This is a genomic window from Bradyrhizobium sp., assembly GCF_050014615.1.
Taxonomy (GTDB): domain Bacteria; phylum Pseudomonadota; class Alphaproteobacteria; order Rhizobiales; family Xanthobacteraceae; genus Bradyrhizobium.
Map to the genome: position 1 here is coordinate 1 of NZ_JBEKCZ010000123.1, position 16,173 is coordinate 16,173.

The following is a 16,173-nucleotide window of genomic DNA, read 5'->3' on the forward strand; positions in this document are numbered from 1 at the left end:
GACATGATCGAGAATCTGGACTACCTGCCCGGAAAAACCGCACTGCGGAAACTGCGGCGTCCCCTTCATAAACAGCACGACGTCATTCGACTTCACTTCATTGTCAATGAATTGTTCGATGCTCATATTCGATTCCTTTTGGGCACTGCCCCTGCGGCATAACCTCTCGGGCCGGCATCCGTCCGTTAAACCCGCTACTGTTATATATGTACCCCAAACCATTGTGCATCCAAAGTAAAATGGCGAGGAGCTGGCATGCACAGCTTTCAGCCGGTGCCCGCCTGAGGGGTCGGACCCTGGCCGGCGGGTAACACCATGATGGCCTCCAACGTAGCCGTGAACGTACCCTTGGGAGGCTTTTATCCCGGACGGGAGCCCCTATCTAGGACAGGCTGTTCTCGGGGAACCCGTCCGCCGGACTAACGTTCTCTCCCGAACCGGAGATACCAGTGACGAAACCAGCATCCGCTGCGGCCGCGACCGCCGCCCCTTGCCCGTCATTATTCTCCGATTCCGGCAGCCCGGCCCAAGATCTGGCGGAAGCCTTCCTTGCCGTCCGAGACGAGACCGAGCGCCGCGCGGCCGCCCTGACCCCTGAGGATCAGTTGATCCAGTCGATGCCGGATGCGAGCCCGGCGAAATGGCACCGCGCCCATACCACCTGGTTCTTCGAGCAATTCCTGCTGGGCGAGCACTGCAAGGGCTATACGCCCTTTCATCCCGACTATGCCTTCCTGTTCAATTCCTACTATGTCAGCGCCGGACCCCGGCACGCCCGGCACCAGCGCGGCCATTTGACCCGGCCGGGCGCCGACGAAATCACCGCCTACCGCCGCCACGTCGACACCGCCGTGGTCAAATTCTTTCGCGAGGCCGGCAATGAGACGCTGGCTGCCATCGCGCCGCTGGTGGAAGTCGGCCTCAACCACGAACAGCAGCATCAGGAATTGATGCTGACCGATATCCTGCATGCGTTTGCGCAAAACCCGATTCCGCCGGCTTACGATTCGCTGTGGACATTTCCGGCTTCAACTCCTCCCGGTGACCCAACGCGTGGCGGCGAGGCGTGGGTGACACTCAACGAGGGCATTCACAGCATCGGGCATGCCGACGATACGTTTCATTTTGACAATGAAAAGCCGGCGCACCGCGCCCTGGTGGGTCCGGTCCGGCTGGCGCGCCATCTCGTCACCAATGCGCAATGGCTCGCCTTCATGGCGGATGGCGGCTACGCGACGCCGACGCTCTGGCTGATGGACGGTTTTGCCGCCGCCGGCAATGAAGGATGGCAGGCCCCCGGTCACTGGCGGCAGGTCGACGGCGAATGGCACATCATGACACTCGGAGGACTGCAGCCGGTCGATCCCTCAGGTCCGGTCTGCCACGTCAGCTACTACGAAGCCGACGCGTTCGCGCGCTGGAGCGGCAAGCATTTGCCGACCGAAATGGAATGGGAAGTCGCCGCACGCGCCGGCCATCTCCATGACGCCTTCGGGATCGTGTGGCAGTGGACCCGCAGCGCCTATGCGCCCTATCCCGGCTACCGCGCCGCCGAAGGCGCGCTCGGCGAATATAACGGCAAGTTCATGGTCAACCAGCTTGTGCTGCGCGGCTCATCGCTTGCAACTCCCCGCGGACACAGCCGTATCACCTATCGAAACTTCTTTTACCCGCACCACCGCTGGCAATTCACGGGACTGCGTCTCGCCGATTATGCCGGCTGATATTTTGTCAATTCAAACCGCGCCGCAGAGCGCGTTCGGGAGATTGTCATGAATGTGCACGCTGCCGCCCTGGCAAAAGCGCATCCCTTCGACGAACAAACCTCGGCCTTTGCCCGCGACGTGATCGACGATCTGTCGCAGCACCCGAAACGGCTGTCGCCGAAATATTTCTACGACGCCACGGGCTCGGAACTGTTCGAGCAGATCACCGTGCTGCCGGAATATTACCCGACCCGCACCGAACTGACGATCCTGCGTGACCGCGGGCGCGCGATATCGGCCATCATCCCCAAGGGCGCCGCGTTGGTGGAATTCGGCGCGGGCGCGACCACCAAGGTGCGGCTGCTCATGAACGAATGCGCGTTCGGTGCCTACGTCCCCGTGGACATTTCCGGCGACTTTCTCAAATCCCAGGCCGACGCCTTGCGCGCGGATTTCCCCGGGCTCGACGTGTATCCGGTCACCGCGGATTTTACCGCGCCGTTCGAGTTGCCACAGGCCATCAGCGCGACGCCGAAGGTCGGATTTTTCCCGGGCTCGACGCTCGGAAATTTCGAGCCGCACGAGGCCTGCGCCTTTCTGCGCAGCGCCCGCGAGATTCTGGGGCAAGGCTCCCGGATGGTGATCGGCGTCGATCTCGAGAAGGACGAGCGGGTATTGTATGATGCCTATAACGATTCCGCAGGGGTCACGGCGCGCTTCAATCTCAACGTGCTGCATCGCATCAACCGCGAACTCGGCGGTGATTTCGACCTTGGCGCGTTCACCCACCGCGCGATCTACAACCGCGAGCGCCATCGGATCGAAATGCATCTGATCAGCCGCAAGGCGCTGACCGCGCGGGTATTGGGCCGGAATTTTTCGTTCCGCGCCGGCGAAAGCATTCACACCGAGAGCAGCTACAAATACAGCCTCGATCGCTTCACCGCGCTGGCGCGCGGCTCGGGCTGGACGCCGCTGGAATCGTGGACCGACGCGGCCGGCATGTTCTCGGTTCACGCGCTGGTGGCTTCGGACTGAGGTTTTTCAGATCTGGGTTTTTCAGATCGGGATTCGGCCGCGCCGGACAGCGAGATCGTCTCCCACACCGCGACGATGACCATCAGCATCGTCGTCAGGATCGACAGCATCAGTGGCGACAGCTCGCCGGCAAACCAGGCCATGGCGCAAAGGGCGACGATGCCGACGCCGTGCGAGAGCTGAAGCCAGCCGCGAATGGCATGCTTGAACAGGATGGTTCCGATCAGAAACAGTAACGGCCCGCCGATCGCGCTCAGCACGGTCTTGAGATCGGAACGGTCGGCTGGATGCGTCAGCACGAGTTCATCGGCCACGGCCGAGAGAATGATGCCGGCCACGATCGGCAGGTGCAGATAGGTATACGCCAGTCGCGCCAGCCGCCCCGGTTCGCTGGAGTTTGAAATCAGTTCGGAGCCGGCTTCGGCGCCCTTGTGAAAATAGATCCACCACATCGCCAGCGCGCCGACAAAGGCCGACACGAAGGCGGTGACGGTTGCACCGGTCCAGGCCAGATCGGCAAAGGTCGCGCCGGTGACGACAATGGATTCGCCGAGCGCGATGATGATGAAGCCGGCGCACCGCTCCGCCATATGGCCGCCCTCGACGTACCAGTCCGCCACCGACGACGCGCCGTATTTCGGGATCCAGAACCGCACCGCCGGCGAAATATATTCGATGCCCAGCGCCACCGCCCAAAGCGCCAGCCGCTGCTGCCCTTGCGCAAAGCCGCCCGCGATCCAGAACATCGCCGACACCGACAGCCAGACCAGGATACGGAACGCATTGGTGCGCGCCAGAATTCTGGCCCGCGGCGTCGATAACAGCCAGAAGATGGTCCGGCCGACCTGCATCCCGGCATAGGCGATCGCGAACCACAATCCCCTGCTTTCGAAGGCTTTCGGAATCGATGTGGACAGCACGAGCCCGCCCAGCATCAGCAGAAACAGCAGGATCCGCACCGGCGTCAGTTCGGGATTGAGCCAGTTGGTGACCCAGGAGGTGTAAACCCACACCCACCATACGCTGAGAAGCAGCAAGGTGGTCTGCAGCGCGCCAAGCGGCGTGAACCGGCCAAGCAAGGTGTGCGAGATCTGGGTGACCGCGAAAACGAACACCAGATCGAACAACAGCTCGGCGTAGGTGACACGGCCGTGCTGGTTCGGCGTGATCAGGCGGAACAACGGGCCGCGATCCCTGTCCACAGCCATGAGGTCCCCCGTCCCGCCGGAGCGAACCTAGCCCTCCGGTACTCCGGGTCCGGCAGGTACCCCGGTCTGCAACGCCAGGGCGTGAAGCACGCCGCCCATCTGTCCCTGCAGCGATTGATAGACGATCTGGTGCTGCTGAACCCGGGATTTGCCGCGGAACGACGCCGAAATCACCGTCGCCGCATAATGGTCGCCATCGCCGGCCAGATCGCGGATCGTCACCTCGGCGTCGGGGATAGCTGCCTTGATCATCGATTCGATATCGTGGGCATCCATCGGCATCCCAAATTTCTCCTATCCGGCGGTTCGCGGCGCCTGAAATCAGCGTGGCTACCCTGGCGCAGGATCAGCCGGGTACACAAAACCGAGTCTACTTTGGCCGACTCGACGTTGGCCCAGTCCAGCTTTGGCCAAGGCCTACTTTTGCCGATTGCGCTCTGGATGTCACGCTCTGTCGCACTATATTCCCGTTCCGACCCTTGCAAAGCCGGAATGATCGTCATGCACGATCACAACGGGCTGACCGAAAGGCCTACAACCATGAAACTTCCCGGTCCCGACCACCCGATCACCATCACCGCAAACCCGAAACGCGTCCGCGTCTCCGTCGGCGGCGTCGTGATCGCCGATACCACCCATGCCCTGACGCTGAAGGAAGCGAGCTACCCGGCGGTGCAGTATGTACCGCGCCAGGACGCCAATCTGGAGCTAATGGCGCGTACCGACCGGTCGACGCACTGCCCCTATAAGGGCGACGCGAGCTATTTCAGCATCGTTGCCGACGGCAAGACCCTCGAAAATTCGATCTGGACCTACGAGACGCCGTTCCCGGCGATGACGGAAATCACCGGCCATCTGGCGTTCTATCCAGACAAGGTCAAGATCGAGGAAGTGGCTTGAGAGATTTGAGAGACCCTACGCCTTGCCGTTCATGTAGGCCGGAAACCAGCTCTCGAAACCGGACTTGAGGGACGCCACCGACACCGGCGTCTCGCCTGCAATCGCAACCGCATCGCCACCGGTGGTGCCGATGCGCGCGCAGGGCACGCCGGCACCTTTCATCTTCGCCAGCACCAGGCCCGCCTGATCGGCCGGTACCGTGACGATATAGCGCGCCTGATCTTCGCCGAACCAATGGGCATGGGGCACGATCGATCCCGGAGCGGCCAACAGCTGCGCGCCCACCCCACCCGCCATTGCCATCTCGGCCAACGCAATCAACAGGCCGCCGTCGGAAACATCATGTGCCGCGGTCGCGGTGCCGGCGTGGATCATGCCGCGCACCACGTCGCCGTTGCGTTTTTCCGCCACGAGATCGACCGGCGGCGGCGCACCCTCTTCGCGGCCGCAGATGTCGCGCAGATAAACGGACTGGCCGAGCCAGCCCTGGGTGTCGCCGATCAACAGGATCGCCTCGCCTTCGGTCTTGAACGCAAGCGTCGCGGATTTGGTGAAATCATCGAGTAACCCGACGCCGCCGATCGATGGCGTCGGCAGGATGCCGCGGCCGTTGGTCTCGTTGTAGAGCGAGACATTGCCGGACACGACGGGGAAGTCGAGCGCGCGGCAGGCTTCCGCGATGCCCTTCAGGCAGCCGACGAACTGGCCCATGATTTCCGGCCGCTCCGGATTGCCGAAATTGAGATTGTCGGTGATCGCCAGCGGCCGGCCGCCGACCGCCGTGATGTTGCGCCAGGCTTCGGCCACCGCCTGCATGCCGCCCTGATAGGGATCGGCCTCGCAATAGCGCGGCGTGACATCGACCGTCAGCGCCAGCCCCTTCGGTCCATCCTGCACCCGCACGACAGCAGCATCGCCGCCCGGCCGCTGCACGGTATTGCCGAGAATGACGTGGTCATATTGCTCCCATACCCAGCGCCGCGAGCAGAGCTCAGGCGTCGCAATGAGTTTCTCCAGCGCGGCCGCGATATCCATGGGCGGCTTCACTTCGCGCGCCTGAACCATCGGCAGCAGCGGCGATTCCACATGGGGCCGATCGTAGAGCGGCGCTTCGTCGCCGAGTTCCTTGATCGGCAGGTCGGCCATGATGTCGCCGCCATGCTTGACCACGAAGCGCTTGCTCGGCGTGGTGTAGCCGACCACGGCGAAATCCAGCCCCCATTTGCGGAAGATCGCCTCGGCCTCTTTTTCCTTCTCGGGCTTGAGCACCATCAGCATGCGCTCCTGGCTTTCCGAGAGCATCATTTCATAGGCGCTCATGCCGGTTTCGCGGGTCGGCACCGCGTCGAGATCGAGATCGACGCCGAGATCGCCCTTGGCACCCATTTCTACCGCGGAACAGGTCAGGCCCGCCGCGCCCATGTCCTGGATCGCGATCACGCAATCGGCTTCCATGATTTCGAGGCAGGCTTCCAGCAATAGCTTCTCGGCGAAGGGATCGCCGACCTGCACGGTCGGGCGTTTCTCGGCGGAATCGTCGTCGAATTCGGCCGATGCCATCGAGGCGCCGTGGATGCCGTCGCGGCCGGTCTTGGAACCGAGATAGACGATCGGCATGTTCACGCCCGACGCCGCCGCGTAGAAAATTTTATCGGTATCGGCGAGGCCAACCGCCATCGCATTGACCAGAATATTGCCGTCATAGCGGGTGTGGAAACGCACCTGCCCGCCGACGGTCGGAACCCCGAACGAATTGCCGTAGCCGCCGACGCCGGCGACCACGCCCGAGACCAGATGGCGGGTCTTGGGATGCTCCGGCGCCCCGAAGGAGAGCGCATTGAGACAGGCAATGGGACGCGCGCCCATCGTGAACACGTCGCGCAGGATGCCGCCGACGCCCGTGGTCGCACCCTGATAGGGTTCGATGTAGCTCGGATGGTTGTGGCTCTCCATCTTGAACACCACCGCCTGGCCGTCGCCGATGTCGATCACGCCAGCGTTTTCGCCCGGCCCCTGAATCACCCACGGCGCCTTGGTCGGCAGCCCGCGCAGATGCAGCCGCGAGGATTTGTACGAGCAATGCTCGTTCCACATCGCCGAGAAAATCCCGAGCTCGGTGAAACTCGGCACCCGGCCGATCAGCTCGAGAATGCGCTGATATTCGTCCGGCTTCAGCCCATGGCTGGCGACGAGTTCGGGAGTGATCTGCGGCTGGTTCATGAGGCTCTTTAAAGCGATTGAGGTCTCTTTTTAGGGAGATCGGAAGGGGTGGAAAAGGCCTTTTATGGCGCAATTTCCTGCTGTCCATAGCTTTGCGGGCGAACGCTGCCCGCCGCGCGGTCAACGCTCAGGCCGCGCGCTCCAGATGCGCGACTAACCCGGCGAACAGGCCGCGGCCGTCGGTGCAGCCCATGATGTCTTCGACGTGGTTTTCCGGATGCGGCATCATGCCGAGCACGTTGCCGCGCTCGCTGACGATGCCGGCGATCGATTGCGCCGCGCCGTTGATGTTGGAATGCTCGTCGACAGTGCCGTCGGCGGAGCAGTAGCGATAGAGCACCCGCCCCTCGCCCTCGAGCCGCTTCAGGGTGTCTTCATCCGCCTCGTAATTGCCCTCGCCATGCGCGATCGGCACCCGAATGATCTGCCCGGCATTGTAGCCGCGCGTGAACGGCGTGTCGGAGCGTTCGACCCGCAGATGCACATCGCGGCAGATGAATTTCAGCCGCGCATTGCGCATGAGAACGCCGGGTAACAGCCCCGCCTCGCACAGAATCTGGAAACCGTTGCAGACCCCGAGCACGAGGCCGCCCCTGGCCGCAAAGGCGCGCACCGCGTCCATCACGGGCGAGCGCGCGGCGATGGCGCCGCAGCGCAGATAGTCGCCGTAGGAAAAGCCGCCGGGCACCACCACGAGATCGGTCCCCGCAGGCAGCGACGTCTCGGCATGCCAGACCATCGCGGCTTCATGACCCGACGCCAGCTTGAGCGCGCGCGCCATATCGCGTTCGCGATTGATGCCGGGAAAGACCAGAACAGCGGATTTCATTCTAGAGCAGCTCGACCCGATAGTTTTCGATCACCGTATTCGCCAGCAATTTATCGGCGGCGTCTTTCAACGCCGCCTCGGTCTTGGCCTTGTCGGAGCCCGAGATTTCGATATCGAACACCTTGCCCTGGCGCACGCTCGCGACGCCGTCGACGCCGAGCGATTTCAGCGCGCCTTCGATGGCCTTGCCCTGCGGATCGAGAATGCCCGACTTCAAGGTGACGGTAACGCGCGCTTTCACGGCAATAACCTCAGCTCTTCACCAGCACCGGGCCGGATCCCACCGGCCGCTCGTTTTCCATCAGGATGCCGAGCCGCTTGGCGACTTCGGTATAGGCCTCCAAGAGACCACCGAGATCCCTGCGGAAGCGGTCCTTGTCGAGCTTCTCGTTCGACTTGATATCCCACAGCCGGCACGAATCCGGCGAGATCTCGTCGGCGACGATGATCCGCATCATTTCATTTTCAAACAGCCGGCCGCATTCCATCTTGAAATCGACCAGGCGGATGCCGATTCCCAGAAACAGCCCGGTCAGGAAGTCGTTGACGCGGATGGCCAGCGCCATGATGTCGTCGATTTCCTGCGGCGTGGCCCAGCCGAACGCCGTGATGTGCTCCTCGGAGACCATGGGGTCATTGAGCTGGTCGTTCTTGTAGTAGAACTCGATAATCGAGCGCGGCAGCTGGGTACCTTCCTCGATGCCGAGGCGCTGCGACAGCGATCCCGCCGCCACGTTCCGCACCACGACCTCGAGCGGCACGATCTCGACCTCGCGAATCAGTTGCTCGCGCATGTTGAGGCGGCGGATGAAATGGGTGGGCACCCCGATGTCGTTGAGATGCTGAAACAGGTACTCCGAAATCCGGTTGTTGAGGACGCCCTTGCCCTCGATCACCTGGTGTTTCTGCTTGTTGAACGCGGTCGCGTCGTCCTTGAAGTGCTGGATCAGGGTTCCCGGCTCCGGCCCTTCATAGAGGACCTTGGCCTTGCCTTCATAAATGCGGCGTCGACGGCTCATTGGGATGTACCGTGTGTTGTTGAAATCCATGAATTTGGTGTGCTCCGGATGACAAGGGACTGCGACCCACGACGGAGCTGCCGTGAAGGCCAGGGACAAGAAACAGAACAAGAACCAAGCCTGGAATCCAACCTATCCGATTGGCCTATCCAGCACAATCGATCCGGTCCCCCGGGGCAAAGTTTTACCCCATTTGCCGCAGGGCCTTGAGGCCCGTTGTGTTAACGATTTCTTCCAATATCTAGGCATGCAGACGGGGCGCCGCAACGAGGCCCGCTGGCGCCAAAATCGGCAGGAAACCGGCGAGAACCCGGCATCAGGAGAGGAACCCTCTGTTATGACCACCTTCGACAAGCGGGAGGAAGGTTTCGAGAAGAAGTTCGCGCTCGACGAAGAGCAGAAGTTCAAGGCCGAAGCCCGCCGCAACAAGCTCCTGGGATTGTGGGCGGCGGACAGACAGGGCATGTCAGCCGAAGCCGCCAGCGCCTATGCCAGGGACGTCGTCGCCGCCGATTTCGAGGAAGCCGGCGACGGTGTCTTTCGCAAGGTGACCGGCGATCTCAACGCCAAAGGCATTGCCGTCACCGAAGGGCAGATTCGCGCCAAGATGGACGAACTGCTGGCGCTTGCCATCGTGCAGGTGAAGGCGGGAACGTAGAGATTGCGTCATTCCGGGGCGTGCGAAGCACGAACCCGGAATCTCGAGATAATGGACGACCATTGCGAGATTCCGGGTCTGCACCTTCGGTGCATCCCGGAATGACGTTTCCGTCGCACCCTCACCCCTCCTTAAAGCCATATTCCGGCACGTTGCCGCTGGCGCCGTAATATTTGTACGGCAGGAACTTGCCTGACATCGTGATCTTGACGCGGTCGCCCTTGGGATTGGGCAGGCGCTCCATCACCATGTCGAAATCGATCGCCGACATGATGCCGTCGCCATATTCCTCCTCGATCAGCGCCTTCCAGGCCGGACCGTTGACCATCACCAGTTCATAGAACCGGTAGATCAAGGGATCGGTCGGCGGCATTTCCATGCCGCGCATCGGGGTCTCGTTGAGCATCGTGGTTTCGGATTTGGACAGCCCGAACAGTTCCTGCGCATTCGCCGCCTGCGGCTTTGTCAGCTTCATCTGGCCCAGGATGGCGCCGACGATCAGCACTTCGGAATAGCCGCCGATCTTTTCGCAGATATGTTTCCAGCTCCAGCCCTTCTCGCGCTTGATGTCGAGCAGCTTTTCGGTGAGGTCGGTTCGTTTCATGGGTCTCTCCCTTTTCGCCCGTCATGCCGGCCTTGTGCCGGGCATCCACGTCTTTCGCTCTGATTCCGGATGGAGCGCATCGGACACCGATGCGATTACCAGTTCGGGTTTGCCGATCCGCACCACCGGCACGTTGCGCGGATCGTGGCCGGGCATATCGGCCGCAAAGCTCTTGCTGCGGCTGACCAGAAAATCGACGATGTGATTGCGCACCGCGTAGTAATAGGGATGGCGGTGCAGATCGATGCGGCCGCGATCCTTTGGCAGCGGATTCTCGACGATCTCGGCCAGCACCGCGCCCGGTCCGTTGGTCATCAGGAAAATCTTGTCGGCAAGATAGATCGCCTCATCGACGTCGTGGGTAATCATGAACGCGGTCTGCCCGGTCTCGAGGCAAATGCGGCGGACCTCGTCCTGCAGCGTGCCGCGCGTTAGCGCGTCGAGCGCCGAGAACGGCTCGTCCATCAGCATGATCTTCGGCGTGATGCTGAGCGCGCGCGCAATGCCGACGCGCTGTTTCATACCGCCAGAGAGTTCCGACGGGCGCTTGTGCTCGGCGCCGGTCAGGCCCACCAGATCGATGAAGCTCTGAGCGTGCGCCCTCACTTTGGCACGGTCCCAGCCGCGCCATTTCGAGGTCACGGCATAGGCGACGTTGCCAAGCACGGTGCGCCACGGCAGCAGCGCATGGCTCTGGAAAATCACCGCGCGGTCGAGGCTGGTGCCCTCGATCGCCTGCCCATCCACAATCACGGTGCCTTCGCTCGGCGCATCGAGCCCGGCCAGGATGTTCAGCACCGTGGTCTTGCCGCAGCCGGAGTGACCGATCACGCAGCCGAACTCGCCGCGCGCCATCGACAGCCAGAGATTTTCGAACACCGCGATCTCGCCGCCGTCGGCGCCCGGGTAGCGTTTTGCAATGGCCTCGATGGAAATGAATTTGTCGGTCATCGCTTCACTCCGGAAATGTGACCATGCGGGTGAAGCGCGCCAGAATCTGATCGAGCAGCATGCCGACGACGCCGATCAGGAGAATGGCAATGATGACATTGGTGATCGAGAGATTGTTCCACTCGTTCCAGACGAAGTAACCGATGCCGGTGCCGCCGACCAGCATTTCGGCTGCGACGATCACCAGCCAGGCGATCCCGATCGAGATCCGCATGCCCGTGAGAATGGTCGGCGCCGCCGCCGGCAGGATCACGGTGAAGGCGCGCCGGAGTGTGCCGACCTCGAGCGTGCGCGCGACGTTGATCCATTCCTTGCGCACGGCGGCGACACCGAACGCGGTATTGAGCAGCATCGGCCATACCGAACAGATGAAAATCACGAAAATCGCGGACAGTCCGGAATCCTTGATGGTGTAGAGCGCCAGCGGCATCCAGGCGAGCGGCGAGATCGGCTTCAGAATCTGGATGAACGGGTCGAGCGCTTGGTTGATGAGGGGCGACATCCCGATCAGGAAACCGAGCGGGATGGCGACGATCACGGCCAGAAAATAGCCGAGCCCGACGCGCGCGATCGAATAGCCGAGCTGGATGCCGAGGCCCTTGTCGTTGGGCCCGTTATCGTAGAACGGCCGCTGGAGGTGCTCCCATAATTTCGCGCCGACATCGAGCGGGCCCGGCATCGCCGATTTTCCCTGCGTCGCGGTGAGCCCCATCAGCCTGGCATATTCCGGGCTCATGCTGGCGACACTGCCGGTGCCGCGCGTGGCGATGTGCCAGATGCCGATGAAGGCCAAAAACAAAGCGATCGACACGATCGCCGCGCGAAAACGGAGGGAGGTGGTCATTGCGCAAGCCCCCGCGGAGCGTCGTCCCGGCGAACGCCGGGACCCATAACCACCGGCACTGCTTGATGCAGAAGGTGTCTGACCCAGTGCCGAAACGCGAAGCCGCGGCGTATGGGTCCCGGCGTTCGCCGGGACGACTGCTGCGAATATATTCGCGCCATCGCGCTCACGACGCCTTCCTGATCTTGAAGCTGTTGAGGTAATCCTCGGGGGTGGCCGGATCGAAGGTCTTGCCCATGACGGCGAATGATTTGTAGGACGTCGCCGGCGGCGCCAGCCCCATCTCGGTCATGGCCTTGCGCGTATCGGTGGCGAGATAGACCTGTTCGGCCACCGCCTTGTAATCGACATCGCCCTTGATCTGGCCCCAGCGTTTCATCTGGGTCAGCATCCACACCGCGAAGGATTGCCAGGGGAACGGATCGAAATCGACCCGCTTGGCATCGGTTTTGACGCCGCCCAGTCCGTCCGCATAGGTCCCGGTGAGAACCTGCTCCAGCACGGTCACGGGTGCGTTGATATAATTCGCCGGCGCAATGGCTTCCGCGATCTGTTTGCGGTTTTCCGCCTTCGAGGCGTAGGCGGTCGCGTCCAGGATCGCGCGCGTCAAGGCCGCGAAACTGTTGGGCGATCCGGTAATGAACTCGCGGCTCGCCGCGAAGCTGCAGCAGGGATGACCGTCCCAGATCTCCTTGGACAGAATATGCATGAAGCCGACGCCGTCATAGATCGCGCGCTGGCAGATATTGTCGGGCGCGAGGAAGCCGTCGATGTTGTCGGCGCGCAGATTGGCGACCATCTCCGGGGGCGGCACCGAGCGCAGCTGCACATCGGTGTCGGGGTCGAGACCGTGCTCGGCGAGATAATAGCGCAGGAGATAGTTGTGCATGGAATAGTCGAACGGAATGGCGAATTTCATGCCCTTCCAGTCCTTCGGATCGCGCTTGTCCTTGTGCTTCATTGCAAGCGTGATGCCCTGGCCGTTGATATTCTCGATCGCGGGGACCGCGAACGGAATCGCCTGCGCGCCGAGGCCGAGCGAAATCGCGATCGGCATCGGCGCCAGCATGTGCGCGGCGTCATATTCCTTGTTGATGGTCTTGTCGCGAACCACCGCCCAGCCGGCGGTCTTGACCACTTCGACATTGAGGCCATGCTTGGCGTAGAAACCGAGCGGCGATGCCATGATGATCGGCGTGGCGCAGGTGATCGGGATGAAGCCGACCTTCAGATCCTTTTTCTCCGGCGCGCCCGCCTCGGCAAACGCCTCGGTCGCGGTCTTGATCGGGAAAAACTGGGAGATCGCGGCCAGCGCGGTCGAGGCGCCAACCGATTTCAGGAACGCTCGCCGGGCGGCATCCCGAGGAAACATTGCGCGCATCACGGCCGAGGCCACGACGCCCTCGTAACGCGCCTCGTCCGTCGGCACCGGCTCGCAGCGCAGCGCCAGAGCGGCCTGATCATGTTCACCGGCGGAACGATGCTGGCCGCACACGCAGCCCGACCGCGACAGCGCGCGGTCAGCGTCGAAGGCATCGTCGAAGGTGGACATGCTGGATTCCCTCACGTGGTGCCGAAATCGCCAAAAGGTAAAACCCGCCACGCCGGGGATTCACCGCCCGGCCGCCTGGATACGGCCGGGCAATGAAAACATGCACTTTCTGTGCCGCTTTATTAGGCGGCCTTGACCGTCAGCTTGCTCTCGGTGGGCAGGCCTTCCTCGATCGGCAGCGACGGATCGCGCGACCATTCGTTCCACGAGCCGAAATACATCCGCACATCCTTGACGCCGGCATTCTTGAGCGCGAGGAACGTGTTCGACGCGCGCGCGCCCTTGAAGCAATAGAGATAGACCGGCGTATTCTGCGAGATGCCGACGGTCGCGCATTCGGCCAGAATTTCGTCCTTGGACTTGAAGCGCTGTCCTTCCGAGGTCGGCTTCATCATGCGGTACCATTCGAGCCAGACCGCGCCGGGGATTCGTCCCTTGCGCGGGCAGAAATCCTTGCCATAGGGCGAAGAGCTCTCGCCGATCCATTCATCGACGTCCCGCACATCGAGCAAGGCGACGCCGGGCTTGCCGACCGCCGCAAGCATGGTCTTGGCATCGATCAGGATCTTGGCGGCATCGGGAACGATGGCGAAGGATGCCGGCGCCGGCGAAGGCACCGCGGTCGTGACCGGCAGGCCCTTGGCCGACCAGGCGTCGAACCCGCCGTCCAGCACCTTGACCTTGGGATAGCCGAGCATGGTGAGGAGATAATAGCCGCGGCAGGACTGGCCGAAGCCGGAGTTCATCGACTGTTCGTAAATAACGGCGGTTTCCTTGCCCGACAATCCGGCCTTGCCGAAGGCGTCGGCGAATTTCGTCTTCAACTCGTGAATGCCTTCCGGAGTCGATGTCGCGAGGTAGGTGAAGATCTCGTGCACGTTCACGGCATTCGGGAGGTGTCCCGCGCCATAGGCATCCGGATTTCGGGTGTCGATGATGACAACCGGCTCCTTGGATGCGAGTTCGGCGAGTTCGCTGGCAGAAATCAGAACGTCCGTCATGGCAGCCTCTCCTGTTCAGTTGGTTGGTAGTTAGGGTCGAGCCGAAATCCTCTTTAGAATTCACATGTCGGCCAGCATCTTGCGAAGCTGCTTGGTGGCCGGTGTCACGATCGCGACGAAGTAGGCCTCGCGCAGCCGGCGCTGGACGCGATGGCTCTTGAGATAGCCGCGCGCGCCGCAATGAAGCATCGCCGCATGCGCGGCCGCGACGCTGGCATCGCCGATATGGAGCCGCAGCGTGACCACGCGACGCCAATAATCGTCGTCGGCGTTGAAGGGATCCCGCGCGAGCTCCATGGCTTCCGATTCAAGGTCGGACAGCAGCTGGTTGAAATCCGACGGTTGCTGCGGCAGATAGCGATTGACGTGGCCGAGCGGGCCGTCGACTTCATTCATGATCGCGATGCAATCGCGGATCAGCCCGACACCCATCCCGGCCTGCAGCAGGATGAAGCCGGCACGGATTTTCCTGACGAAGGGTTTCGCTTGTTCCGCGAGGATGAGACGATCCGGCACGAAGATGTCGCGGAATTGCACGCCGTAGGTGCCGGTGCCGTCCATGGCGAGGAACGGCTTGCACGGCTGCAGCGTGATCGCGGGATCGGAACAATCGGCAAGGAACATCACGATCTCGCCGGGCATGTCCTCGCGCTCGAAAATCGTGCCGAAGAAATGGTCGGGGCCGAGATTGGAGACCCAGGGCAGCGCGCCGCGCACGACATACCCGCCGTCGACCCTGCGGCCCTTCAATTTGAATTTCTCGATTCCGAAGAAAGTCTTCATCGGGTTGGAAAGGCCGGTGCCGCCGAGAATTTTTCCCGCCGCGACGCCGTCCGCGAATCCGGTGGTGAGCGCGGCGTTATCGGAATTCGCCGCATACCAGACCAACGTATTCTGGCACCACGCCATGAAGGCGGTCGCGCCGCAAACTTCAGCCAGCGCGGCCATCGATTGAATGGCGCAGCGCAGATCGGCTGCGCCATTCCTGGGCTGGTGGCTGCTCCAGGCGCCGACATCGCCGAGGCGCCGGAGCAGTTCGTCCGGATATACCGTGCCGTCATCGATCGCGGCGGCCATGGGTGCGAGGTTTTTTCGCGCGATGGTCGCGACCTGATCGGCCACCGACGCCGACGCAGGGTCTTCGTCGACCGCCAGCCGCGATAAAGCTAATGAACCCATGGGATTCTCCGCACCGATAGTTTTTCCGGGACGACTGGTTGCCAGAACGATCAGGCGCTGACTTCGAGGTTCACCGGCCGGGTGAAGGTGTTGGCGACCGGCGACCATTTCTTGACGTGGGTGACCAGCGCATCGATCTCGCTTTGCGCAATGCCCTCGCAGGCCATGTCGACCTTGACCCGCACGTCGGTGAAGCCGACCGGCTTCTCGCTGACGTCGCCGGTGCCCCAGACCGCCGTGATGTTGAGGTCACCCTCGAGCTGAAGTTCCAGCTTGTTGACGATCCAGCCGCGATGCACGGCGTTGGCGTGAAGGCCTACCGCGAGGCAGGAACCCAGCGCCGCCAGTGAAGCTTCGGAAGGATTGGGCGCGGTGTCGTCGCCCAACAGACCCGGCGGCTCGTCGACGATGTAGGGCGGAAGGTTGCGGATATAATTGGCATGGCGGAACTTGCCTTCGGCCAC

Annotated in this window: 18 protein-coding genes; 4 read left to right on the forward strand and 14 right to left on the reverse strand. The window is 62.4% G+C overall.

All coding sequences use genetic code 11. The features are described from left to right. A partial coding sequence (locus tag ABR948_RS19510; RefSeq protein ID WP_490337847.1) for a glutaredoxin family protein occupies nucleotides 1–126 on the reverse strand: 126 nt, incomplete at its 3' end. A gap of 323 nt (nucleotides 127–449) precedes the next feature. On the opposite strand from ABR948_RS19510, the gene egtB reads away from it, so the two are divergent. Then, on the forward strand, nucleotides 450–1,724 hold the full coding sequence (gene egtB, locus ABR948_RS19515; RefSeq protein ID WP_428120894.1) for an ergothioneine biosynthesis protein EgtB: 1,275 nt from the start codon (nucleotides 450–452) through the stop codon (nucleotides 1,722–1,724). Nucleotides 1,725–1,772: 48 nt separating this feature from the next. Next, entirely contained in the window at nucleotides 1,773–2,744 is a 972-nt protein-coding gene (gene egtD, locus ABR948_RS19520; RefSeq protein ID WP_428120897.1) for an L-histidine N(alpha)-methyltransferase, read from the forward strand. Here egtD and ABR948_RS19525 read toward each other — a convergent pair. Together ABR948_RS19525 and ABR948_RS19530 are read right to left on the reverse strand one after the other, a co-directional pair. After that, the gene (locus tag ABR948_RS19525; RefSeq protein ID WP_428120898.1) at nucleotides 2,720–3,952 is read right to left on the reverse strand and encodes a low temperature requirement protein A; all 1,233 of its coding nucleotides are present in this window, start codon (nucleotides 3,950–3,952) and stop codon (nucleotides 2,720–2,722) included. The genes egtD and ABR948_RS19525 overlap by 25 nt on opposite strands. A gap of 27 nt (nucleotides 3,953–3,979) precedes the next feature. After that, nucleotides 3,980–4,234 (reverse strand): BolA family protein, encoded by a 255-nt coding sequence (locus ABR948_RS19530; protein ID WP_428120899.1) that lies wholly within the window; start codon nucleotides 4,232–4,234, stop codon nucleotides 3,980–3,982. 258 nt (nucleotides 4,235–4,492) lie between these two features. Here ABR948_RS19530 and ABR948_RS19535 point away from each other — a divergent pair, with 258 nt between their 5' ends. Then, nucleotides 4,493–4,852 carry a DUF427 domain-containing protein gene (locus ABR948_RS19535; RefSeq protein ID WP_428120927.1) on the forward strand — a complete coding sequence of 120 codons (360 nt, stop codon included), beginning with the start codon at nucleotides 4,493–4,495 and terminating at the stop codon, nucleotides 4,850–4,852. Between the two features lie 15 nt (nucleotides 4,853–4,867). Here the strand turns inward: ABR948_RS19535 and purL are convergent, their stop codons facing one another. The 4 genes from purL to purC form a co-directional block, all read right to left on the reverse strand. Further along, on the reverse strand, nucleotides 4,868–7,072 hold the full coding sequence (gene purL / locus ABR948_RS19540; RefSeq protein ID WP_428120900.1) for a phosphoribosylformylglycinamidine synthase subunit PurL: 2,205 nt from the start codon (nucleotides 7,070–7,072) through the stop codon (nucleotides 4,868–4,870). A gap of 127 nt (nucleotides 7,073–7,199) precedes the next feature. Next, nucleotides 7,200–7,901, reverse strand: coding sequence for a phosphoribosylformylglycinamidine synthase subunit PurQ (gene purQ, locus ABR948_RS19545; protein ID WP_428120903.1), 702 nt, complete (start codon nucleotides 7,899–7,901; stop codon nucleotides 7,200–7,202). Between the two features lies 1 nt (nucleotide 7,902). After that, on the reverse strand, nucleotides 7,903–8,142 hold the full coding sequence (gene purS / locus ABR948_RS19550) for a phosphoribosylformylglycinamidine synthase subunit PurS (protein ID WP_428120905.1): 240 nt from the start codon (nucleotides 8,140–8,142) through the stop codon (nucleotides 7,903–7,905). A 10-nt stretch (nucleotides 8,143–8,152) separates the two neighbouring features. Beyond that, nucleotides 8,153–8,920: a phosphoribosylaminoimidazolesuccinocarboxamide synthase gene (purC, locus tag ABR948_RS19555; protein ID WP_213738569.1), complete on the reverse strand. Its 768-nt coding sequence runs from the start codon at nucleotides 8,918–8,920 to the stop codon at nucleotides 8,153–8,155. A gap of 337 nt (nucleotides 8,921–9,257) precedes the next feature. On the opposite strand from purC, the gene ABR948_RS19560 reads away from it, so the two are divergent. Beyond that, nucleotides 9,258–9,578, forward strand: coding sequence for a DUF1476 domain-containing protein (locus ABR948_RS19560; protein WP_428120929.1), 321 nt, complete (start codon nucleotides 9,258–9,260; stop codon nucleotides 9,576–9,578). A 121-nt stretch (nucleotides 9,579–9,699) separates the two neighbouring features. On the opposite strand, the gene cynS is transcribed toward ABR948_RS19560, so the two are convergent. The 7 genes from cynS to ABR948_RS19595 form a co-directional block, all read right to left on the reverse strand. After that, nucleotides 9,700–10,182, reverse strand: coding sequence for a cyanase (cynS, locus tag ABR948_RS19565; protein WP_428120909.1), 483 nt, complete (start codon nucleotides 10,180–10,182; stop codon nucleotides 9,700–9,702). Between the two features lie 21 nt (nucleotides 10,183–10,203). Next, nucleotides 10,204–11,133, reverse strand: a complete 930-nt coding sequence (locus ABR948_RS19570; RefSeq protein WP_428120912.1) for an ABC transporter ATP-binding protein — start codon at nucleotides 11,131–11,133, stop codon at nucleotides 10,204–10,206. A 4-nt stretch (nucleotides 11,134–11,137) separates the two neighbouring features. Continuing rightward, nucleotides 11,138–11,977 (reverse strand): nitrate ABC transporter permease, encoded by an 840-nt coding sequence (gene ntrB / locus ABR948_RS19575; RefSeq protein WP_428120915.1) that lies wholly within the window; start codon nucleotides 11,975–11,977, stop codon nucleotides 11,138–11,140. Between the two features lie 166 nt (nucleotides 11,978–12,143). Then, nucleotides 12,144–13,529 (reverse strand): CmpA/NrtA family ABC transporter substrate-binding protein, encoded by a 1,386-nt coding sequence (locus ABR948_RS19580; protein ID WP_428120917.1) that lies wholly within the window; start codon nucleotides 13,527–13,529, stop codon nucleotides 12,144–12,146. Nucleotides 13,530–13,651: 122 nt separating this feature from the next. After that, the gene (locus ABR948_RS19585; protein WP_428120920.1) at nucleotides 13,652–14,530 is read right to left on the reverse strand and encodes a sulfurtransferase; all 879 of its coding nucleotides are present in this window, start codon (nucleotides 14,528–14,530) and stop codon (nucleotides 13,652–13,654) included. 60 nt (nucleotides 14,531–14,590) lie between these two features. Beyond that, nucleotides 14,591–15,709 (reverse strand): acyl-CoA dehydrogenase family protein, encoded by a 1,119-nt coding sequence (locus ABR948_RS19590; protein ID WP_428120923.1) that lies wholly within the window; start codon nucleotides 15,707–15,709, stop codon nucleotides 14,591–14,593. 50 nt (nucleotides 15,710–15,759) lie between these two features. Then, the coding region (locus tag ABR948_RS19595; protein ID WP_428120925.1) for an OsmC family protein at nucleotides 15,760–16,173 on the reverse strand (414 nt) is incomplete at its 5' end.